The 22442-nt window shown below is 71.6% G+C and carries 16 protein-coding genes; 13 read left to right on the top strand and 3 right to left on the bottom strand.

What is annotated here, in order from left to right; genetic code table 11:
- Nucleotides 1–113 precede the first annotated feature (113 nt).
- Nucleotides 114–800, bottom strand: coding sequence for a response regulator transcription factor (locus HDA40_RS04480; protein ID WP_253752053.1), 687 nt, complete (start codon nt 798–800; stop codon nt 114–116).
- Nucleotides 791–2032: a sensor histidine kinase gene (locus tag HDA40_RS04475; RefSeq protein ID WP_253752050.1), complete on the bottom strand. Its 1242-nt coding sequence runs from the start codon at nt 2030–2032 to the stop codon at nt 791–793. The genes HDA40_RS04480 and HDA40_RS04475 overlap by 10 nt, the downstream gene beginning before the upstream one ends.
- Before the next feature lie 110 nt (nt 2033–2142).
- Here HDA40_RS04475 and HDA40_RS04470 point away from each other — a divergent pair, with 110 nt between their 5' ends.
- From HDA40_RS04470 to HDA40_RS04440, 7 genes are all read left to right on the top strand, one after another.
- On the top strand, nt 2143–3009 hold the full coding sequence (locus HDA40_RS04470; protein WP_253752047.1) for an ABC transporter ATP-binding protein: 867 nt from the start codon (nt 2143–2145) through the stop codon (nt 3007–3009).
- The gene (locus tag HDA40_RS04465) at nt 3006–4412 is read left to right on the top strand and encodes an ABC transporter permease (protein ID WP_253752045.1); all 1407 of its coding nucleotides are present in this window, start codon (nt 3006–3008) and stop codon (nt 4410–4412) included. The genes HDA40_RS04470 and HDA40_RS04465 overlap by 4 nt, the downstream gene beginning before the upstream one ends.
- A gap of 204 nt (nt 4413–4616) precedes the next feature.
- Nucleotides 4617–7619, top strand: coding sequence for a S8 family peptidase (locus tag HDA40_RS04460; protein WP_253752041.1), 3003 nt, complete (start codon nt 4617–4619; stop codon nt 7617–7619).
- Nucleotides 7620–8114: 495 nt separating this feature from the next.
- On the top strand, nt 8115–11393 hold the full coding sequence (locus HDA40_RS04455; protein WP_253752038.1) for a hypothetical protein: 3279 nt from the start codon (nt 8115–8117) through the stop codon (nt 11391–11393).
- A complete protein-coding gene (locus tag HDA40_RS04450; RefSeq protein WP_253752035.1) occupies nt 11390–14188 on the top strand; it encodes a hypothetical protein in 2799 nt (932 codons plus the stop codon). The genes HDA40_RS04455 and HDA40_RS04450 overlap by 4 nt, the downstream gene beginning before the upstream one ends.
- Before the next feature lie 79 nt (nt 14189–14267).
- On the top strand, nt 14268–14750 hold the full coding sequence (locus HDA40_RS04445; protein ID WP_253752032.1) for a hypothetical protein: 483 nt from the start codon (nt 14268–14270) through the stop codon (nt 14748–14750).
- Nucleotides 14751–14845: 95 nt separating this feature from the next.
- The gene (locus tag HDA40_RS04440) at nt 14846–15292 is read left to right on the top strand and encodes a hypothetical protein (protein WP_253752029.1); all 447 of its coding nucleotides are present in this window, start codon (nt 14846–14848) and stop codon (nt 15290–15292) included.
- Here HDA40_RS04440 and HDA40_RS04435 read toward each other — a convergent pair.
- The gene (locus tag HDA40_RS04435) at nt 15289–16218 is read right to left on the bottom strand and encodes a 5'-3' exonuclease (RefSeq protein ID WP_253752026.1); all 930 of its coding nucleotides are present in this window, start codon (nt 16216–16218) and stop codon (nt 15289–15291) included. The genes HDA40_RS04440 and HDA40_RS04435 overlap by 4 nt on opposite strands.
- 75 nt (nt 16219–16293) lie before the next feature.
- Between HDA40_RS04435 and HDA40_RS04430 the strand changes: the two genes are divergently transcribed.
- The 6 genes from HDA40_RS04430 (at nt 16294) to HDA40_RS04405 (ending at nt 22426) form a co-directional block, all read left to right on the top strand.
- The gene (locus HDA40_RS04430) at nt 16294–17457 is read left to right on the top strand and encodes an acyl-CoA dehydrogenase family protein (protein WP_253752023.1); all 1164 of its coding nucleotides are present in this window, start codon (nt 16294–16296) and stop codon (nt 17455–17457) included.
- A 130-nt stretch (nt 17458–17587) separates the two neighbouring features.
- A complete protein-coding gene (locus HDA40_RS04425; RefSeq protein WP_253752020.1) occupies nt 17588–18433 on the top strand; it encodes a septum formation family protein in 846 nt (281 codons plus the stop codon).
- Nucleotides 18434–18471: 38 nt separating this feature from the next.
- A complete protein-coding gene (locus HDA40_RS04420) occupies nt 18472–19509 on the top strand; it encodes a zinc-dependent alcohol dehydrogenase family protein (protein WP_253752017.1) in 1038 nt (345 codons plus the stop codon).
- Nucleotides 19510–19559: 50 nt separating this feature from the next.
- Nucleotides 19560–20003 (top strand): Lrp/AsnC family transcriptional regulator, encoded by a 444-nt coding sequence (locus tag HDA40_RS04415; RefSeq protein WP_253752014.1) that lies wholly within the window; start codon nt 19560–19562, stop codon nt 20001–20003.
- Between the two features lie 81 nt (nt 20004–20084).
- Nucleotides 20085–21098, top strand: a complete 1014-nt coding sequence (locus tag HDA40_RS04410; RefSeq protein WP_253752011.1) for a terpene synthase family protein — start codon at nt 20085–20087, stop codon at nt 21096–21098.
- Between the two features lie 29 nt (nt 21099–21127).
- On the top strand, nt 21128–22426 hold the full coding sequence (locus HDA40_RS04405) for a serine/threonine-protein kinase (protein WP_253752008.1): 1299 nt from the start codon (nt 21128–21130) through the stop codon (nt 22424–22426).
- Nucleotides 22427–22442 lie beyond the last annotated feature (16 nt).

Here is a 22442-nt window from a genome sequence, read left to right as displayed (position 1 = left end):
TTCGGTGCGGTGCGGTGCGGTGCGGTGCGGCGCGGTGCGGTTCGGGGCAGTGCGGTTCGGGGCGGTGCGGTTCGGGGCGGTTCGGGGCGGTGCGGTTCGGGGCAGTGCGTGAGTTAGGCGTCGGCGTTGAGGTAGGTCAGCACGGCCAGCACCCGTCGGTTGGTGTCGTCGGCCGGCGGCAGGTCGAGCTTGGCGAAGATGTTGCCGACGTGTTTGCCGACGGCCGCCTCGGTCACCACCAGCCGCCGGGCGATCGCCGCGTTCGAGTGGCCTTCGGCCAGCAGGGCGAGGACTTCGCTTTCGCGGGGCGACAGCCGCGACAGCGGGTCGCGATGCCGTTGGAGCAGTTGCCGGACGACCTGGGGGTCGACGACGGTGCCGCCGGACGCGATCTGGTGCAAGGTCGCGGCGAATTCTTCGACGTCGACGATGCGGTCCTTCAGCAGGTAGCCGACGCCCCGGCCGCTGCCGGACTCGAGCAGTTCGGCGGCGAAGGAGTGCTGGACGTATTGGCTGAGGACGGCGACGGCCGGGGCGGGGTTCCGGCGGCGCAGTTCCAACGCGGCGCGCAGCCCTTCATCGGTGTAGCCGGGCGGCATGCGGATGTCGGTGACCACGAGGTCCGGCTGCTCGGCGGCGTACGCGGAGAGCAGTGACGGGGCGTCGCCGACCGCTGCGACGACGGTGAAGCCGAAGCGGGTGAGCAGACCGGCCAGACCTTCCCGCAGCAGTACGCCGTCCTCGGCGAGCGCCACCCGGACGCGGCCAGGCTCGGTAGGCACGGAGTCGGTCAGGCGCACGGGATCTCCGCCTTCAGCACAGTCGGGCCACCGGCTGGGCTGGACAGCAGCGTGGTGCCGTCGATCGCGCCGACACGGTCGGCGAGCCCGGTCAGGCCGCTGCCGCCGGCGGGGTCGGCTCCGCCTGAACCGTCGTCGGTGACGGCGATCGTCAGAAGTCCATTGCAGACGGTCGCCTCGACGTCGGCCCGGGTGGCGCCGGAGTGTTTGGCGACGTTGGCGAGCGCTTCGGCGGCGACGAAGTACGCCGTCGCCTCCACCTGCGCCGGGAGCCGGTTCGGCACGGCGGCGATGACGCGTACGCCGATGGGGGAGCGGTCGGCGAGTTCGCGAAGCGCGGCGGGCAGACCCCGGTCGGTGAGGATCTGCGGCCGGATGCCCTGGATGAGTTCCCGCAGCTCCACCATGAGCTGTTTGGCCTGCTCGTGAGCGGCGGCGACAGCCTGCCCGGCCGCTGAGTCGGCGGGTAGGTCGTGCCGGGCCAGGCCCAGCTGCAGGGTCAGGCCGATCAGGCGCTGCTGGGCGCCGTCGTGCAGGTCGCGTTCGATCCGGCGGCGTTCGGCCTCGAACGCGTCGGCCAGCCTGGACCGGGAGCGGGCGATCTCGACGAGCTGATCTCGGGGATCGCCACCGAGCAGCGCCTGGGCCAGCGCGACGTGGCCGTCGGCCAGGATCAGGAACAGGTACGCCGTCACCGGCAGCAGGATCACTCCGGCGACCGTGTAGGGGACGGCTTCGGCGGCGCTGCCGACCTCGCTGAAGCCGAGCGACACCGGCTGGTCGGCGGCCAGCAGCGGTGCGACGATCCACAGCAGCGCGAGCAGCACCGACATCGAGGTCAGCAGGTAGAGCGCGGGCAGGACGGTGACCAGGAGGATCGCGTACGCGAACTCGCGCCATGCCACCGGATCGAGCCACGGCAGCCGGGCCGGGCCGGATCGCGGGGACGGCAGCGGCCGGGGGTCGGCCAGCCGGAGCCGCCATCGTTCGAACGCGGCGATCACGCGGGCGAGCGGCGGGCCGAGCCCGGCGACGAGCAGCAGCCCGGCCAGCCCCAGGAGGACGGTCCGGGCGAAGGAGGCCCGGCCCACGTCGCTGGTCAACAGAAGCCACGGCAGCGCGAGTACGCCCATCGGCACCGCGACGGTGAACATCACCGGTGGCGACGAGACGAGATAGGCCAGCGCACGGGGCCACCATCGCAGCCCACGCCGGCCGCCAAGCCGAGGCACCTGATCAACCTAGCGCGGCCGAAGACCAGGCACAGTAGGCCTAGCCATACCTTCCAGACGCCCCTTGGACGTAGTGCACGGAGCCGGGCCGGAATGGTCGGCTGGAGCACGTGCTGGAACTCGATGAGATCACCAAGGTGTATCCGGGCGGCAAACGGGCCGTGGACCGCCTCACCCTGCGGTTCGGCCCCGGGCTGGTCGGCCTGCTCGGCCCGAACGGCGCGGGCAAGTCCACCCTGATGCGCATCGCGGCCACGGTCACCCGCCCGACCAGCGGGCGCGTCCTCTTTCACGGGGTGGACGCGACGGCGAAACCCGAACTGCTGCGCCGGGCGCTCGGATACCTGCCGCAGGACTTCGGGGTCTACACCCACCTCACCGCGCGGGAGTTCCTCGCGTACCTGGCGGCGGTGAAAGGCTTGTCGGCGCGTTCGGCCCGGGCCCGGATCGACGAACTGCTCGAGCTGGTCAACCTGACCGAGGCGGCCAAGCGGCCGCTGGGCGGCTACTCCGGCGGCATGCTGCGCCGCGTCGGGATCGCCCAGACCCTGCTGGCCGATCCACAGGTGCTCATCGTCGACGAGCCGACCGCCGGCCTCGACCCCGAGGAGCGGATGCGGTTCCGCAACCTGCTCAGCGATCTGGCGACCGACCGGCTCGTGCTGCTGTCGACGCACATCGTCAGCGACATCGAGGCGATCGCGAGCGAGGTGGCGGTCGTCTCCGGCGGGCGCTTGCGCTACCGGGGCACCCTCGACGCGCTGCTCCAGGCGGCCAAGGGCCGCGTGTGGGAGGTGACCGTCCGCCCGGAACACGTCGCGCATCTGCAAAGCAGGCACGCGGTCAGTCGGGTACTGCGGACCGGGGACGCGATGCGTGCCCGGGTGTTCGCCTTCGAGCCGCCGGTCGCCGACGCGCAGCCGGTCGCGCCGGAGCTGGAGGACGCGTACCTCGGGCTCGTGGCGGCGGGCCGGTGAGCGCGCGAGGTCTGCGGGCGATCGTCGCGTTGGCCAGGGCGGACTTCCGGGAGCGGTCGCGGCGACCGGCGTACCTGGTCGTGTTGCTGGGCGCGGTCGCGTTGGCCTGGCTGGCGCTGCCGGCCCGGGACGCGCACTGGGTCATCGTCAACGCCGGAGCCTATCGGGGCGTCTACACCAGCGCGTATGTCGGTGCGGTGGCGGCGCTGGCCGCGTCGATGTGGCTGATGATCGGCGGCTTCTTCGCCATCCGGGGCTCGGTCACTCGCGACGAGGCGACCGGGGTCGGTCAGGTGCTGGCGGCGACGCCGATCACGGGGTGGGCGTACGTGCTCGGCAAGTTCCTGAGCAACGTCTTGGTGCTCGGCTCGATGACCGGTGTCCTCGCCGCCTCCGCGGCGGCGCTCCAATTGATTCGCGGCGAGTCCCGTGCCATCGACCCGATCGGGCTGCTCACTCCGTTTCTGCTGCTGACCGTGCCGGTCCTGGCGATCACCGCCGCGCTGGCCGTGGTGTTCGAGACGATCCGGCCATTGCGGGGCGGCTTCGGCACCGTGGTGTGGTTCTTCACCGCCTCGCTGGGAGCGCTCGCCGGGCAGGGCGGGGCGGCCCCGCTCGGCGGACTGGGCGGGCAGGCGCTCGCCGAGTCGATGCGGGCCGACCTCACCGCGATGGGCGTACGCGTCACCGAGTTCAGCGTCGGCTTCATGTACCTCGACGATCCACTGCGTACCTTCACCTGGTCCGGGATGCAGCTGACGACCGGGTTCATCGCCGATCGGCTGGTGCTGACGCTCCTGTCGGTCGGCGTGGCAGTGGTGCCCGCACTGTGGTTCCACCGGTTCGACACGCGCCCACCGGCCAGGAAACGAGGTGCGACCAGCTCGGTCGAGCCGACGGCCGGCGCTGGACTCGGTCACCGGCCGGTCACCGCGGTGGTTCGAGGATCCCGGTTCGCCGGCCTCGTCAGCGGGGAGGCGCGGGTGCTGGCCCGGCACACGTCGGGATGGTGGTGGCTGGTCGCGGCTGGACTGGCGCTCTGCGGCCTGGCGGCACCGGCGTTGCTGCCCGTCGTCTGGGTGTGGCCGGTGCTGGTGTGGTCCCGGCTCGGGGCGTTCCGGCACGAGTCCTCGGTGGCGGGGCTGCTGGGGGCGTACCCGGGGCCGGCGCGGCGAGCAGCGGCGGAATGGACGGCCGGGGTGCTCTTCACTGCGGCCCTGGGTCTCGGCCCGATGCTCCGGTGGGTGCTCGCCGGTTCGCTGCTCAGCCTGGCGATCTGGGTGGGCTGCGTCGTGGCGATCCCTTCACTGGCCTGGTCGCTGGGGTCGGTGACCCGGTCGCAGCGCCCGTTTCAGGTGCTCTACCTGGCTCTCTGGTACGCGGTGGTGAACATGGTGATCTGACCCCGAAGGCGATGACAAGTCTGTCATTCCACAGCTCGCGATCGAATGGCGAACGACATCGTCCACACCAAATGCGTTGGCTCCGCCGAACGGTCCGCCGTGTGTAGTCGATCAGGTGAGTAGGTGTCGTACCTCCGAGTCATACGCTCCGGAACCATGTGGACCGTTCACGATCACGGTTCGCCTACTGGAGAGGAAACCCCCATGAACGCACTCCGGCCGAAGGGCCGGCGCGCGCCTGCGACGGCGGCCCTCGCGGCACTCGCCCTCGTTGCCAGTGGCTTGATAGCCGGCAGCAGTACGCAGGCCGTCGCCGCCGGCTCGGCGCAGCAGACCAAGCTCTACATCGTGCAGGCGATCGACGCTCCGGTCGCGACGTACGACGGCAAGGTCTCGGGCTACACCGCCACCCGCACGACGCAGGGCAAGCGGCTGGACGCGCACTCGAGCGGTGCGACGGCGTACCGGAACTATCTGACGAGCAAGCACGACAAGGCTTTGCGCGCTGCGGGCATCAACCCGACGTCGAAGACCTATGACTACGGTGTGACCTTCAACGGCTTCGCGGTCCGGCTGACCGCCGTCGAGGCGCAGAAGCTGGCGAAGACCTCGGGCATCAAGAAGCTCTGGGAGAGCCAGACCTACACCGCCGACACCACCACGACGCGGGACTTCCTCGGCCTCACCGGGAAGAACGGCGTGTGGAACCAGCAGTTCCACGGCGACAAGCGGGCCGGCGAGGGCGTCATCGTGGGCGTCATCGACTCCGGCATCTGGCCGGAGAGCGCGTCGTTCGCGGCGCTGTCCGAGCCCCGCCCGGACGCCAAGGCGATCGCGGCGAAGTGGCACGGCACCTGCGACTCGGGCGTCGAGGCTCCGGTGCCCTGCAACAACAAGCTGATCGGCGCGCGGTACTACCGTGCCGGCTTCCCGGAGATCGAGGACTTCGAGTTCGACTCGCCGCGTGACTACGGCGGCCACGGCTCGCACACCTCGTCGACGGCGGCGGGCGACTTCGGCGTACCGGCCACCATCGGCGGCAACGAGGTCGGCAGCATCAGCGGCATGGCCCCGGCCGCCCGCCTCGCGATGTACAAGGCGCTGTGGCAGGGTTCCGACGGCTCCGGCCACGGCCAGGAGATCGACCTGGTGGCCGCGATCGAGCAGGCCACCGCGGACGGTGTGGACGTCATCAACTACTCGATCTCCGGCTCGTCGGCGTACATCGTGGCCGGTGCCGAAATCGCGTTCTTCAACGCTGCCGCGGCGGGCGTCTTCGTCTCGGCCTCGGCCGGCAACGACGGCGACACGATCGGCGAGAGCAGCGTCGCGCACAACGACCCGTGGATCACCACCGTCGCGGCCAGCACCCACGACCGGGGCAACTCGAAGTCGGTCACGCTGGGCAACGGTTCGACCTACAAGGGCATCGGCACCATCCCGGCCGCGGTCGCCTCGTCGCCACTGGTCTACTCGTCGGCGGTGAAGAGGGCCGACGCGGATCCGACCCAGGCCCAGCTGTGCTACGTCGGCACCCTCGACCCCGCGCTCACGGCCGGCAAGATCGTGGTCTGCGACCGGGGCGGCAACGCCCGGGTCGAGAAGAGCCTCGCCGTGAAGAACGCGGGCGGCGTCGGCGTCGTCCTCACCAACACCTCGGCAGCGCAGTCGCTGAACGGCGACGACCACTTCCTGCCGACGGTGCACCTCGACTCGACGGCGGGCGCGGCGGTCCGGGCGTACGCCCAGACGGCGGGCGCGACGGCGAGCATCAGCGTGGTCGACACCACCAAGGTGCGGGCTCCGCAGATGGCCGGATTCTCGTCGTACGGACCGGCCATCGCCGGTAACGGCGACCTGCTCAAGCCGGACATCACCGCGCCGGGCGTCGACGTCGTCGCCTCGGTGGCGCCGACCGCGGCCAACTACGGGAACAGCTTCGCGACCTACTCGGGCACCTCGATGTCCTCGCCGCACATCGCGGGCATCGCGGCGCTGCTGATCGCCAAGCACCCCGACTGGTCGCCGATGGCGGTCAAGTCGGCCCTGATGACCACGGCGAGCACCAAGGACAACCAGGGCAAGCCGATCCAGTGGGCGTTCGGCGACGCGACGCCGCTGAACTTCGGTTCGGGCCACGTGACCCCGGCTCCGGCATTCGACCCGGGCCTGGTGTACGACTCGACGCCGACCGACTGGATCGCGTACGGCTGCGCCCTGGGTCAGTTCCAGCTCATCACCGACCCGTCGTTCTGCGCGAGCTACCCGACGGTCGACCCGAGCGACCTGAACTACCCGTCCATCGCCGTCGGCGACCTCGCCGGCTCGCAGACGATCAAGCGGTCGGTCACCAACGTGACCAAGCGTGCGGGCGTCTACGTGCCGGTCGTGTCGGCCCCGGCCGGGTTCAAGGTCAAGGTGAACCCGCCGCTGCTCGTGGTGGGCCCCGGCAAGACCAAGAGCTACACGGTCACCGTCACCCGGACGACCGCCGCGATCGGTGAGTGGGCCTTCGGCTCGCTGACCTGGCAGGAGTTCGGCACCGGCAAGCACAAGGTCCGCAGCCCCATCGCGGTCAAGCCGGTCTCGCTGGCGGTGTCGCCGGAGATCACCGGTTCGACGGCGGCCGGCAGCGTGGCAGTGCCGGTGAAGTCCGGCTTCGCCGGCACACTCAGCGCGACGCTGGCCGGTCTCGTTCCGGCCGACGTCACCAGCCACACGCTGGACCCGGCCGGTCCTTCGTTCGACGACGCCGCCCCGGCGGTCAGCAGCCGGACGGCGAAGCTCACGGTCACCGTCCCGGCGGGCACCATCGGCCGCTACTCCACGTTCAACGCGGACTACGCCGGTGCCACCGACACCGACCTCTACGCGTACGCGGCGGGGACGGCGAACGAGGTGACGCTCAGCGCCGGCGGCGATGCCAACGAGACGATGATCCTGAACCCGGGCACGTACGACATCTACGTCGTGCTGTTCGGTTCGGCGTCCGGCCCGCTGGACGTCAAGCTGAACGGCTGGACGCTCGGCACCACCTCGGCGGGCAACGCGACCGTGTCGCCCGCGAGCCAGACGGTCACGGTCGGCGGCGCGACGTCGCTGACGGTCTCCTGGACCGGCCTGACGGCGGGCGTCCGCTACCTCGGCAAGCTCAGCTACAGCGACGGGACCTCGACCATCGGGTCGAGCTACCTGCTCGTGGGCTGAGTTCGGGGCTGACGAGAACAGCCGTTCGGGGCTGACGAGAACAGCCGCCTACCGGCACACTGAGGGCCGCCCGTCCGCATCGAGGTGCGAACGGGCGGCCCGACCCGTCCCAGCAACAAGCGCCCGTCCCAGCAACAAACGCCCGCCCACGACGAACATCCGCTGACGGATGCCCACCGGACGAACGCCCGCCCGACGACGCCCACCGGACGAACGCCCGCCCGACGACGCCCACCGGACGAACGCCCGCCCGACGACGCCCACCGGACGAACGCCCGCCCGACGACGCCCAGCGGACGAACGCCTGCCTCAGCGACGACCACCCATCCCGGTTGACCGCCGGGGCAAAAGTTCCACAAAGGACTCACAGCCGCGAGAGGAAGATCCCGAATTGGTAACGATCGGCGTGGGTCCGCAAAGAATTTGCGCCCCTAGGCACTGTTTCAGAACGTGATCGGTCTGGTTTGGAGCGCAATCCGCTCACGACGGGCTCAGGTGGCGGCCATCTGGGCGCTCACCCTGCTCGCCGTCGCGGCGGCCGCCGCCACCCCCTGGTACGCCTTCGCGACCCGGGAGGCGCTGGCCCGGCGGGCGGTCGACACCGCCGCTCCAGTGGAGCGGTATGTCAGTGTATCGATCCGGTCGAAGGAGCCCGGGCAGATCAGCGAGGCAGATCCGCTGCGGGAGGCACTGCGTACGCGGGCCGGCGAGCTGCCGACCCTCGACACGATCACCGAGTACGCGATGAGCGGCCGGATGACGGTCGGCGAGTTGACGACGTTCTCCGTCCTCGCCCGGGACGGGGTTTGCGCGCATTCCCTGATCGAGGGCGCATGCCCGGCCGCATCCGGCGAGATCATGATCGGCCAGGTCACCGCCGAGCGGCTGGGGCTGGCTGTCGGGGACACGGTGGCGTACACGCCGGAGGAGGCCAAGCTGCCGGTGACGTTGACCGTCGTCGGCCGCTATCAGCCACAGGATCCGCTGGATCCGTACTGGCATGGCGTGCTCAAGACCGGTCCGCAGGATCTGGAACCGGGCTTCACCGTCCGGCCGACGCTGGACACGGCGGTCACGAAGGTCACCACGACCGTCTCGCTGCTGCTGGCCTCGGCTGCGTACGACGGGGATCTGGCGCATCGGCTCGACGTGGCCCGGCAGGGGCTGGGCGCCGACAACATGGTCGTGCGTACGTCGGCCGACAGTCTCGCCCGGGAGATCGAGGCTGAGCAGCAGGAACTGCTCAACGGCATCGCTGTCGCGGCGGCCCGGCTGGTGCTGCTGTGCGGAGTCGCGTTGTTCGTCGCCGTCCGGCACGCGGCCCAGGCTCATCGCACCGATGTCGGGCTCGTCCGGTTGCGGGGTGTGCGCTGGTGGCGGGTGTGGACCTCGTCGCTGGCCCCGACCGTGTCGCCCATGCTCACCGCCGCGATCCTGGGCGCGCCGTTGGGCGTACTCGCTGGATATGCCCTGGCGGGTGGGGCCGGAACCGAACAGTCGACGGCGCTGGCCGCGAGCCTGGGATCGGGCGCGGCGGTGCTGGTCAGCGCGATCGTCGTGGCGGCGGTGGCGCAGACGCAGGCGACGCGCGCGACCGTGAGCGAGCTGCTGCGGGACGTGCCCGCGCGGGCACGGACCGGGCGTGCGCTGGACGTGGTCGAGATCGTCGTGCTGCTGCTGGCCGGAGTCGGTGTGTGGCAGCTGATCAGCGTCGCGCAGACGCGGACCGCCACGGTCGCGCCTGCTGCCGCTCCGGCGGTGCTGGCGCTGGCGGCGGGTCTGCTCGTCAGCCGTCTGCTGCTGGCGTTGGCCGCGCGGACCGGTGGCTGGGCGGCCCGCGCGGGCCGGCTGCCGTCGGCGTTCGCGGCGTTGTCGGCGAGCCGGCGACCGGCGCTGCGCTGGGTCGTGACCTTGCTGGTCGTGGCGGTCGCCGGGCTGGCTGGAGCGTTCGCCGACGATCTGCGCGCTCGTCCAGCGATCGCCGACCGGGCCGCGCTCCAGGTGGGCGCGGCGCGCGTGCTGACGGTGACCGCGCCGAGCCGTGTCGTGTTGCGCGACGCGGTGCGCGAAGTAGACCCCGACGGCCGGTACGCGATGGCGGCGGCGCAGTACACGTTGTCGGCCGGGCTCAGCGACGGCGTGCTGGCCGTCGACACGGCTCGGCTGGCCCGGACAGCGTTGTGGCGCGCCGAATACGGCCCGCTGCCGACCGCTCGCGACGATCAGGCGCCGGGCTGGAAGGTGGCGAGCGGGACGCTGGCGCTGGACGTCACGCTGAACCCGAAACTGCACAAGCTGGGCCGCGACGGATTGAGTGCTCATGCCGCCGACGAGTCTGATGACGTGGCCGACACCGTGTATGTCGCCGCGTCGCTGGTGCGGCGAGACGGTGTGGCGGTGCGCGCGCTGTGGGGTCCGCTGACTCCCGGGCGGGCGACGTACTCCGCCACTGTGGAACATTGCGACGACGGTTGCCGCATCGCCTCGTTCGACATGGTCACGCGGGACGAGCCCAAGCCCGGCGGCCCGCCCGTGCACGACGGCAAGCCCGACTGGGGCACCCAGGTCACCCTGCACGCCGTCCAGGCGAGCGGGACGGACCTGGTCAGCCGGGCCGACCTCACCGATCGGGTGCGCTGGCGGGGGCCGGTCCAGCCGGACGCGCTGGCCGCCGAGCTGTCGACCAGCCCGGACGGGCTGTCCATCATCGCCCCGCCGACCTGCGGCCTGCCGCTTCGAGGCTCGTGCCTGCCGTCGGCGTACCCGGTCGGGGCCCCGGTTCCGATTCCGGTGGTGCTCGCAGGTACGCCCGGCTACGGCAACCGGCCGCAGCAGTTGTGGCTGGACATGCTGGGCGCACCGGCCGTCCCGGTCCGGGTGACCGGTCAGGTCTCGGCGCTGCCCCGGCTCGGCGCGTCCGGAGTCCTCGTCGATCTGACCGAATTGGACGAGCTGGCCGGCGTACGCCTGGCGGCGGAGCAGTTCCAGGTGTGGCTCACGGCCGACGCCCCGGAGTCCATCGTGGACGAATTGGCGAAACGGCAGATTCGGGTGCTGCGCAGCGAGACGCCGGCCCAGGCGGCCGACCGGCTCGACGACGACGCCCCGGCCGCCATCCGGCGGTTCGCGTTGCTCGCCGCGATCCTGGGGCTCGTCATCGCGGCGACCGCGCTGCTCCTGGCAGCCGCGTCCGGGCGCACGGCGACGGTCAAGGACCTGACCGCGCTGCGGGTGCAGGGCCTGCCCGAGCGAGCAGTACGCCGAGCCGGGCTGGCCTTCTACGGCTGGCCCCCGGCAGCCGCGACAGCGGCCGGCCTGATCGCCGCGGTCGCAGCGGCGGCGCTGCCCGTTCCGCCGCCGAAGATATTCACGGATCGGTGGCAGGTGCTCGCCGCGCCGCCCGGAGGTGTGCCGTTCGGCGTACTCGTCCTGGCCGGGGCGATCAGCGCGGCGGTGCTCGTCGCGGCGGTCGGCTGGGCTACCCGGCGGGTCACCCTCGCCGTCCGGTCCGCGACTGGAACCGGTCGCGCCGGACGCCCAGCCACCGCCGGCCCCACCGGCGACGGCCCCGAACCCGGCCCCGTCGGCGACGGCCCCGGCCCCGCCGGGGAGGGGACCGGATCACGGATACCCATGGAAAAACCGTCCAAGATTCGACCCATATCCGTGATCCAGCGCCACAAAGGCGAGCGCCCCAGCAGCGAGCGGGAAGAGAGCTCGCGCGATGAACACGAGCGCGGAGGAAGCACCGAGCGAGAGGGGGACGAGAAGTGATCCCGTTGCTGGCGTTGCTGATCCGCGCCCGCTGGGCGGGCCTGCTCACGGTGGGCGTACTGACCGGCGTCCTCGGCGCGCTCGCCGCCGTAGGCGCGGATTTCCCGGGGCGTACGGGGGATCGGCTGGCCGCCGACACGATCGCCGAGGCGCCGCTGGCCGAGCGGGAGTTCCGGATCGCCGCTGATTCCAAGGACTCGTCGAATTTCGAGACCACGTTGAACCGCGTACGCGACACGCCAGGGCTGACGGTCCGCTATGGGCAGCAGTTCGACGTCCTGGGCTTCGTCCCGAACGACGCGAGCACGCTGATGTTCCGCGAGGACTTCTGCGTACATCTGAAGATGACCGCCGGGCGGTGCCCGGTCGCGCCGGGCGAGATCGTGGTCCCGGCCGATCAGGCGAAGGCGTTGCAGGTGTCGGTCGGCTCGGTGCTCGACGTCGCGCAGGGGCTCTTCGACGACAAGTACAACATGTGGTATCCGTCGCCGGACGGTTCGCACCCGTTCGACGTGGTCGGCGTCTACACGCCGCTCGACCAGAACGAGGACTACTGGGGCTGGCCGAGCCCGTTCACCACCCGGCTCGACGGCAGCGTGGAAGGCCCGCTGCTGACCCGGGCCGACGCGATGCAGGCGGTGCCGCACGACAGCCATCTGCTCACCGCCGACGTGCTCGTGGAACCGTCGCTGCTCAGCAGCATGACATGGCAGCAGTTCCTGGAGGGGATCCTGCAGCCGAAGCTGATCGAGCCGCCGTCCGACGGGCTGCCCACCCTCCTGGATCGGGTGCAGGACCAGCGCCGATACGTCGGCGTCGCCACTCCGGCCGTCGTGCTGCCCGTCCTGACGCTCGGCTGCCTGGTGCTGTTCCTGCTCGTGTCCCGGCAGGTCCAGCGGGAACGCGGGGAACTCGGCGTACAGGCCGTCCGGGGGCTGCCGGTGCCGTTGCGCTGGGCGCTCGGCGGTGGCGCGCCGTTGTTCGTGGCGCTCGCCGGGCTGGTCGTCGGGGCGTCGATCACCGGGTCGCCGTTCACTCTGTCGGTGGGCCTCACCGCGTTCGCCGTCGCGTTCGCGATCACGGTCGCGGTCCTGCCGGTCGTGATCGCCCGCCCGGTCGACGCGCTGCGGCAGGTCGGCCCGGCCTGGGCGGCCCGGCTGCGGCAGTTGCCCGCCGGGGAGGTCGCGCTGGTCGCGCTCGCCGTCACCAGTCTCGCCTTCGTGCGTACGACTGAGGGCTTGGGAAACTTCGCCCCCGCGCTCCTGGCGGCGGCGATGGTGCTGGTCGTCGCGCGGGTCCTGCCCGCGGTGGTCCGGGCCGCGACGCCGCGGCTGCTGCGCGCGGGCCGGCTCGTTCTGGGCCTGGCCGCCGCGCAGCTCGGGCGACGGCCGGCCGCACGCCAGCTGATCGCGCTGAGCGGCCTGGCCGTGGCATTGCTCGCGCTGGTCGCGTCCTCGCTCGCCACGAGCCAAGTGGTACGCGAGAAGCAGATCGCGTTGTCGGTAGGTGCCGATCGTGTGCTCTCCGTGCGCGCCGCGGACCCGGGTCAGGTGATCGCGGCGGTGCGTGCGGTCGATCCGGAGGGCGCGTTCGCGATGCCGGTCGGGCGGATCTCCAGCGAGACGAGGCATCCCGAGATCCTGGCGCTGGACCTGAGCCGGGCGGCCCAGCTCGACTGGGACCGGGCGCCGGCCGTGGCGGCGCAGATCGGGCCGAAGCTGACCGAACGCGGATTGTTGTCGAAGACGGTGTCGGTGACCGTGACGGCGACGCCGCTGGACGGGGTGGTGAATCCGCGGGCGCTGCTGCTGGCGCAGGTGACCACTTCGGACGGCCGACGGCAGACGGTCACGCTCGGATCGCCCAACGCCGGGCGCAGTACGCTGACCATCACGCTCCCGGCCGCGTGCGACGCGGGCTGCCGGTTGGACGCGATCAACGGAGTGGCGGCGAGCGGCGCGGGCTGGCGGCTGTCGCTGGAGGAACTCTCCCCGTACGCCGACATCAGCGACTGGCGTGTGGTGGGCTCGCTGGAGAAGGCGGGGAACTGGAAGCTGACCGGATCGGGTCTGCTCCTGCCGCCGGAAGTCCCGGAGGCGCTGCCCGCCATCGCCACGCCCGGCCTCGACGTCGACGCCCGGCGGATGGACCTGCCGCTCAGCGGCGGCTCCCTGAAACTGACCCAGGTCGGCGAGGCCCCGGTGCTGCCCCGGATCGGCGACACCGGGTTGCTCGTCGATCTCGACACGCTGATCGCGGCGACCGGCGGCGCGCATACGCTGGACTCGATGGAGGTCTGGCTGACCGCGTCGGCACCCGCCTCGCTGACGGCGGCGTTGCAGGCCAAGGGTGTGCTCGTCGTCGGCTCGGTCTCGCGGGCCGAGGCGCGTACGGTCGCCGCCAGGTCGCCGGCCGCCCTCGTGCTGCGGCTGTTCGTCGGCGCGACCGTGGTCGCCTGGCTGCTGCTGGGCGCGGTCCTGCTCGCCGTCGCCCGGGTCGACCGGGGTTCGCCGGATCTCAGCGCGCTGCGGTTGGCCGGCCTCCGGGAACGAACCCTGCGCGGGTCGTCGCGGCTCGCGTACGCGATCGCGGTGCTCTTCGGGGTCCTGTTAGGACTCCTGGGGGCGGGGCTGGCATGGGCGCTGGCCCGATCGGTGCTGCCGATCACCTCGGGGGAGACGTGGCTGGGGGTGCCCGTGGTTCCGCCCGCGCTACCCGTTCTCGTTCCCGTCGGGGGTGGGGCGCTCGCCTTGCTCGCTGTCACCTGGCTCGCCTTCGCTCGCCGCTCCCGTTAGGTGCGGATCACGGTTACGCATGCCTCCCTGCACGAGGATGCATGCGTAACCGTGATCTGCTTCATCTACCGTCGTTGACGTGATCGGCAGACGGTTGAGGAACGCGACGGGGGTCGCGGCGCTCCTCCTACTCCTCGGCGGATGTACGCCCTGGAACTCGGTGTTCGCCGCGGTCAGCAACCAGGGCGGCGGAACGACCCTTATGCAGATCTGTGCCGGTGGTGGCTCGGCGACCTCGATCTCGCTCGCCGACGCCGACGACTCCGCGACGGCGTGGCGAGTGTCCGGGCCGGGCCTCGAGGAAGACTCGGCGCCGTTCTTCCAGACGCCGGACGGTTGGGCGGCCGGCGACGGCATACTGACGTCGATCGCGGCCGGGCACCGATATCGGCTCGAGGTGGGAATCTCGAATTCGTCGGTGGCACCCAATTCGACGTTCGACTTCGCGGCCGATGATCTGGCGTCGCTCGAGGCGGGCAAGGTCATGGCAGCGGACGGCAAAGGTGGATACACGATCATGACGGAGCAGGAGTTCCGGGATCGGGCCGACGGCGCCTGCTGATCCGGCCCCGGTCGAACGGAGCGCAGATGCTGTTTAGGAACGATGAATCCCGATGTCGGAGGGTCTTCGCCGGGGCTGCCGGGGGCATAGTCGTGATGGCCTTGGCCGCATGTACGGGACCTGACACCCCGCCTTCGGCCGCGCCGTCCGCGTTGCCGACCGCGGCGGCTTTCCCGGATCTCGCGGCATATCCCGGTCAGATAGTTGCGCTGTGGACCTCGGAGTCGAACGGCACGGAGACGAGCTTTCCGCCGATCGCCGACGCGGCCGCCCAGGTGAGGAGTCCGGAAGGGATCCTCGCTTATACCGGCGTGTGTCTCGGCGGTGGCCGGATGACGGTCGAGGTCGTCTCCACCATGGGAAGCGGCAGAGGCAGCCTGCCAGTCACCTGCGACGGTCGCGGGCCGGGCTATCTGCCGACGAAGGCGTTGGGCACAGTCGACGGAGGTTCGTTCACCTTCACCCGCACGACGGAGGGCACTGTGTCTCGGTGGGCGATCAGCGTCATCGCGATGTACCCCGCGTCCACCCGGCCGAGCTAGGCGGCAAGGGCGTCGACGAGCCTGCGACACGAGCCGGCGAGGTTCCACTCCTCGGCCAGGGCCAGCACCCGGTCGGCGTCCTTCGGCGCGCGGGGCAGCGTCAGGTCCACCGGCGGGAGCGGAGCGTCGTCGGCCACGCGGACGACCTTCGGGGCGACGTCCAAGTAGGACGCGGCGTCGGCGATCTTGCGGCGTACGCCGGAGGCCATCTCGCCGACGGATTCCAGGGCGGCGGCGCGGATGCCGGCGAGGTTGCCGTAGCGGTTGACCAGGGCCATCGCCGTCTTCTCACCGACGCCCGGTACGCCGGGCAGCCCGTCGCTCGGGTCGCCGCGCAGGATCGCGAAGTCCACATACGCCTCCGGCGGTACGCCGTACTTGGCGACGACGGCGGCGGAGTCGCAGTCTTCGAGCTTGGCCACGCCCCGGCCGACGTAGAGGAACCGCACCCCCCGCTCGTCGTCGACGAGCTGGAACAGGTCGCGGTCGCCGCTGACCACCTCGACCGGGGCCTTCCGCGAGGCGGACGCGGCGAGCGTGCCGAGGACGTCGTCGGCCTCATACCCCGGTACGCCGAAGGCCGCGATCCCGAAGGCTTCGAGCACCTCGAGCAGCATCGGAACCTGGGGGGCGAGCGTGTCGGGCACTTCCTCGACGGAGACGCCCGGGGCGGGCTCGGCGACCACCCGGTGGGCCTTGTAGCTCGGCAGCAGCTCGACTCGCCAGGCGGGCCGCCAGTCGGCGTCGAGCGCGCACGCGATGCGATCGGGTTTGCGCGTCCGCACCAGGGTGGCGAGCATGTCCAGGAAGCCCCGGACGGCGTTGACCGGCTGGCCGGACGCGGTCTTGGCGGACGACTCGGGTACTCCGAAGTACGCGCGGAAATAGAGGCTGGGCGCGTCGACGGCGAGCAGGGGAGCGGTCACGCCCATCAGACTGCCACACGGGGGTGACACCAGCCGGGTACGCGCCCAGGCCCTAACGTTCGTTAAGCTGTTCACATGCCCAGCGTTGTGCTCCTGCCCCCCAGCCTCGACCCGTCGGCTGCGGAACTGTCCCGTGACCTCCTCGACCTCGCCCGCGAGCTGGCCGACAAGGAACTGCGTCCGCGTGCCGACGACTTCGAGGCGCGGGGCGAGTTCCCCCGCGAGATCATCCGGACCCTCGGCCGCAGCGGCTTCCTCGGCCTGCCCTACTCCAGCGGCTACGGCGGGGCGGATCAGCCTTACGAGGTCTACCTCCAGGTCCTCGAGATCCTGGCGAGCCGGTGGCTGGCCGTCGCGGAGGCGGTCAGCGTGCACACCCTGGCCTGCTACCCGCTGGCCACCTACGGGACCGAGGAGCAGAAGCAGCGGTGGCTGCCGGACCTGCTCGGCGGGGAGCTGCTCGGGGCGTACTGCCTGTCCGAGCCGGCCGGCGGCTCCGACGCGGCCAACCTCACCACCGCGGCCCGGCTGGACGGCGACGCGTACGTCGTGAACGGCACGAAGGCGTGGATCACCCATGCCGGCGTCGCGGACGCGTACAACATCTTCTGCCGGACCGGTGGGCCCGGCGCCAAGGGGATCTCCTGCCTGTTCGCGGACGCCGCGACCGAGGGCATCGAGCCGCAGCCGCGTGAGCGGACGATGGGGCTGAAGGCGTCGCCGGTGGCGCAGGTCGTGCTCGACGGGGCTCGGGTGCCCGCGGACCGGTTGATCGGCGGCGAGGGCGAGGGTTTCACGATCGCCATGGGCGCGCTGGACAGCGGCCGGCTCGGCATCGCGGCCTGCGCGGTCGGGCTCGCCCAGGGCGCGCTCGACTACGCCATCGGGTACGCCAAGGAACGCAAGCAGTTCGGCCAGCGGATCATCGACTTCCAAGGGCTCGGCTTCCTGGTCGCCGACGCGGCCACCCAGCTCGCCGCGGCCCGGGCGCTGACTCTGCACGCCGCTCGGCTCAAGGACGCCGGGCAGCCGTACTCGATCGAGGCGGCCCAGGCCAAGCTGTTCGCGACCGACGTGGCGATGAAGGTGACCACAGACGCCGTGCAGGTGCTCGGCGGGGCGGGTTACGTCGCCGATCACCCGGTCGAGCGGTACATGCGCGAGGCGAAGGTGCTGCAGATCGTCGAGGGCACCAACCAGATCCAGCGCATGGTCATCGCCCGCCACCTCGCCCGCTGAAGCCTGCCTGTTCCGCTGAAGCCTGCCGCGCCCACCTGTGCTGGCGTGGATCCGCTACCCTCCCCTGTCACACGGGGAGGGAGAAACGGGGATGCGCGTTCGGCGGGCCGCTTGCGCGGCAGGTTTCGCCTTGATCCTGGGAGTGAGTGGATGTGGGCTGCCCGAAGGCGTCGACGGCGACATCGGGTGGCCCACTCCGGCGTCGGCAGAGCAGGTCGTGTCCAAGGCTGGGGATTGTCACACCAGTCTTGGTGAACAGATCGCACCGGCGAAGGAGCAGACCGTCGACTGCGCCGCCAGCCACAATCGGGAGACGACCTACGTCGGCGCGTTCACCGGGGCCGCGGCCGCCGAGCGCAAGCCACCCACCCTCGACCGCTATTCGACGGCGGTGGCCAAGGCCGCCCAGGCGGAGGTGTACGCCGAATGCGACCGCCGGACCAGTGAGTACGTCGGTCATAACTGGTATCACATCCGTCTTCGGCTGGTCGTCGCCGTGCCGACCGACGTCGCGTGGCAGGCGGGGCAGCACTGGTACCGGTGCGACCTGGTCGAGGTGGATCTCGGCGTCGACGCCGTGCAGGCACGGGAGGGCAGTCTCAAGGGAGCGACCCTGCCCGCCACCTGCCTGGCCGTTCCGGCCAGCGGGACGGCCAAGGTCGTGCCGTGCGCCGAGCGGCACAACAGCGAGTACGCCGGAACCTTCCTCGCCCCGCAGACGAGCAAGGAGGTCGTCGAACCGGACTACGAGTCGCTCCACACGACCTGCCGGACGGTCGCCGCATCGTTCCTCGGCGTCCGGGCCGCCCAGGTGGCCGGCCTGGCCGGAACCTACCTCTGGTTCGACAACCGGTCGGACTACAACCTGGCGGAGTACTGGATCATGGGCCGCCGGTTGGTGCACTGCCTGCTGTGGTTCGGCACCGGGACGATGACCGGGTCGGCTCGCGGAAACAAGGGCCGTGATCTGCCCTGACGCGGGTACGGAGGGGCCGTCGCGCTTACGATGATCTTATGCGCGCAGCGGTCATTCATGCCCCGAAGGACATCCGGATCGAGGAGGTGCCCGACCCCGACCTGGTCGAGGCGACCGACGCGATCGTCCGGGTCACCCACGCCTGCATCTGCGGCAGCGACCTGTGGGCGTACCAGGGGGTGGCTAGTCGGCGGCCGGGCCAGCGGATCGGGCACGAGTTCCTCGGCGTCGTCGAGGCGGCGGGCACGGGCGTGCGGACGCTGAAGGTCGGCCAGGCGGTGGTCGCCCCGTTCGTGTGGTCCGACGGGACGTGCGAGTTCTGCCAGGCTGGTTTGCAGACCAGCTGCGTACACGGCGGGTTCTGGGGCCAGGTCGGCGCGGACGGCGGGCAGGGCGAGGCGGTACGCGTACCGTTCGCCGACGGCACGCTCGTGCCGCTGCCGGCCGGGTTGTCCGACCACGACCTGGTCAAGGTGCTGGCTCTGTCGGACGTCATGTCGACGGGGCACCACGCCGCGCTCAGCGCCCGGGTCGCGCCGGGCAGCACGGTGGCGGTCGTCGGGGACGGTGCGGTCGGGCTCTGCGGGGTGCTGGCCGCGCGGCGGCTCGGGGCCGAGCGCATCATCGCGCTCGGACGGCACCAGGTGCGTACGGCGATCGCCCGGGAGTTCGGCGCGACCGACGTGGTCGCCGAGCGCGGGGCGGACGCGGTCGCCGCGGTTCAGGAGCTGACCGGCGGCTGGGGCGCGCACGCTGTCATCGAGGCTGTCGGGACCGAGGAGTCGATGCGGACCGCGATCCGCGTCGCTCGGCCGGGCGGCTACGTCGGCTATGTGGGCGTGCCGCATGGGGGCTCCGGCGGCGTCGACATCAACACCATGTTCGACAACAACGTCGGGCTGTGCGGCGGGGTCGCGCCGGCGCGGGCGTACATTCCGGAGCTGCTGGCCGACGTCCTCGCCGGGCGTCTGGACCCGTCGCCGGTCTTCGATGTCGGCGTCGACCTGGCCGGGGTGCCCGGCGGCTATGCCGCGATGTCCGACCGGACGGCGCTGAAGGTGCTGGTCCGGCCGTGAGTGACCTGGGCTCTGGCGCGGTGACCGCGCGTACCACTATCGTGACCGCCGTGGAGGAGACAGACCGGGCCATCGTCGCCGCGCTGACCGCGGACGGCCGCATGTCCTACACGGACCTGGCCGAGAAGGTGGGACTGTCGGTCTCCGCGGTGCATCAGCGGGTCCGCCGGCTCGAGCAACGCGGCATCGTCACCGGCTACGCGGCCAAGGTCGACTACGAGGCCATCGGGCTTCCGCTGACCGCGCTGGTCGCGATCCGCCCGTTCGATCCGGCCCAGCCGGACGACGCCCCGGAGCGCCTGTCACACCTCGCGCAGATCGACTCCTGCTGGTCCGTGGCGGGTGAGGACTTCTATCTCCTGCTGGTACGCGTGGGGTCGCCGGCGGAGCTGGAGAAGCTGTTGGCGGAGATCCGGTCGGCGGCCAACGTCATCACCCGGACGACGGTCGTGCTGTCGACGCCGTTCGAACAGCGCCCGCCCGCGGTCTCCTGATCGCCCCGGGCTCAGCTTGAGTAACTGAATGAGCTACTTGCATTCTGGAAGTTGCACCCCGCAGCGAACCATGCTGAAGACGTGACCATCGTCGTTCCGGAGCTGCACGTTCCGGTCGAGTTACGCCTGAGCCCCTACGCCGACCCCGCCGACGAGGCGTGCCGCGCCTTCCTCCGCGACCACGCACTGGCCCGCGGACCGGCTGCCGAGGACTACGTCCGGCGTACGCGCTTCGGTGCGCTCGTCGCCGGGATGTATCCGGACGCCACCGCGCCCGAGCTGGCCCGGGTGGCGGAGTGGATGGGCGCATGGTCCATCATGGATGATCAATTGGAGCGGATCGGCCCGCAGGAGCCGGAATCGGTCGTGGCACGGCTTTGCGCCGCGATCGCCTCCTGGTTGGACAGTCCCGGCAGCGGCCCGCTGGGCCGGGCGCTGTACCAGACCTGGGGGCGCATCGCCGCCACCGCCTCGGAGGCGTGGCAGCGGCGGCTGCGGACGGAGTTCCGGCGGCACCTCGACGGCTGCGAATGGGAAGCGGCCCAGGTGCGCGGCGGCGGCGTACCCCGGCTGCGGGACTATCTGCGCTGGCGGCCGCTGTTCTTCGGCGCGTACGTGGCCCTGGCCCTCGGCGAGTACGCCGAGAACCGGGAACTGCCCCCGGCGGCGGTCGGCGATCCGCTGCTGCACCGGGCGGTCACCATCGGCGTCGAGCTGATGATCATCTCCAACGACCTGCTCTCCGCCGACATCGAAGCCGAGCAGGGCAGCCGGGTGAACCTGGTCGCGATCGTCTCCGAGGAACAGCGCTGTTCGCCGCAGCAGAGCGCGTACCGGCTCGCCGAAGGCTACGAACGCCGGCTGGCGGCGTACCGGGTGGCGTACGAGGATCTGCGGACGCACTGCGAGGGCCTCGACCCGGCCGGCAGCGCCGCCGTCCTCGCGTACGCCCGAGCGCCGCTGATCTGGACTCGGGGGCAGATCGCCTGGTCGACCGGCAATCCGCGGTATTCCGCCGACCGGGCGGCCTTCTACGCGGCCATTCCCGATCACCTGGGCGCCGTGGTCGCGGAGGTCGATGCGCAGCTGGGGTGAAAATCGCCTCTCCTGGGTAGTGGTCCAGGATGCTGACTGCGGGAGATGCCGTCGAGAACCGCTATCGGCTGGTGAGGAAGCTCGCCTCCGGGGGCATGTCGGACGTCTGGGTCGCTACCGACGAGACCTTGGCTCGTCAAGTGGCCGTGAAAGTGATCGTGCCGCGGCTGCTGGCCCAGCCCGGCTTCGGGGAGCGCTTCGCCGCCGAGGCGCGTACGCTCGCCGCGCTGCACCATCCGGGCATCGTCGCCGTCTACGACTACGGCGAGGCGGACGTCCCGGACGGGCGGATCGCGTATCTGGTGATGGAGTTGGTCCGGGGCGAGCCGTTGAGCCGGCGGCTGGAGGCCGGGCAGCCGCTCGACCCGGGGCAGACGATGCGGATCGTGGCGCAGGCGGCCGAGGCGCTGGAGGCGGCGCACCAGGCGGGCGTGGTGCACCGCGACGTGAAGCCGGCCAACCTGCTGCTCACGGCGGACGGCGAGGTCATCCTGGTCGACTTCGGCGTGGCCAGCTCGGCCGGGTCGGCGGAGCTGACCCAGCCCGGCACCGTGCTCGGGACGGCCGCGTACATGGCTCCCGAGCAGGCCACCCGCAAGCCGCTGACCGGCGCCGCCGACGTGTACGCGCTGGGCGCGGTGGCGTACCACTGCCTGACCGGGCATCTGCCCTTCTCCGGGCCGGACGCCGTGTCGGTGGCCCTGAGCCAGGTACGCGATCAGCCGCCCCCGCTGCCGGAGTCGATCCCGGCGCCGGTGCGCGAGGTGGTCGAGCGGGCGATGGAGAAGGACCCCGCCGCCCGGTACGCCAGCGCGGCGGCGTTGGCCGCAGCCGCCCAGACGGCCCGGAAACCGAGTCCCGGGGTGACCGCGACGGCGACCATGCCGACGGCCAACTTCGCCGCCCGGGCGGCCGTGCCGACCTATGAGCCGGTCTACGACCCCATCGACGATCCGACCGGCCTGCCACCCAAGGGCCGCAAGCGCTGGGCGCTGACGGTGGGCGGGATCGCCGCGGTCGGCGTGGCGGCGTTGGCGCTGGCGGCGGGCCAGCTGGGCGACGACCCGCCCGGTACGCCGTCCCCGACGACCTATCCGACGGCGAACGCGCGGAGCAGCGTCGGTGGCAGCGCACCCGCTCGGGCCACCAACGTCACCCAGGCGACCACGGGCGCGGCCCGGACGACGACCGCGCCCCGGACGACGGCGGCGAGCCCGACGCCGAAGGCCACGACGGCCGCGCCACCGAGTCCGACGTCCGCGCCGACGACGGAGCCCGCCACCCGGCCGTCGTCGGCGGCGTCGCCCGCGCCGTCGAACGCCCCGTGATCGTCGCCGCCGTGCT

Source organism: Hamadaea flava (assembly GCF_024172085.1).
GTDB classification, from domain to species: domain Bacteria; phylum Actinomycetota; class Actinomycetes; order Mycobacteriales; family Micromonosporaceae; genus Hamadaea; species Hamadaea flava.
The sequence above is the reverse complement of the archived record's forward strand: the minus strand, read 5'-3'. Positions and strand labels throughout refer to the sequence as shown.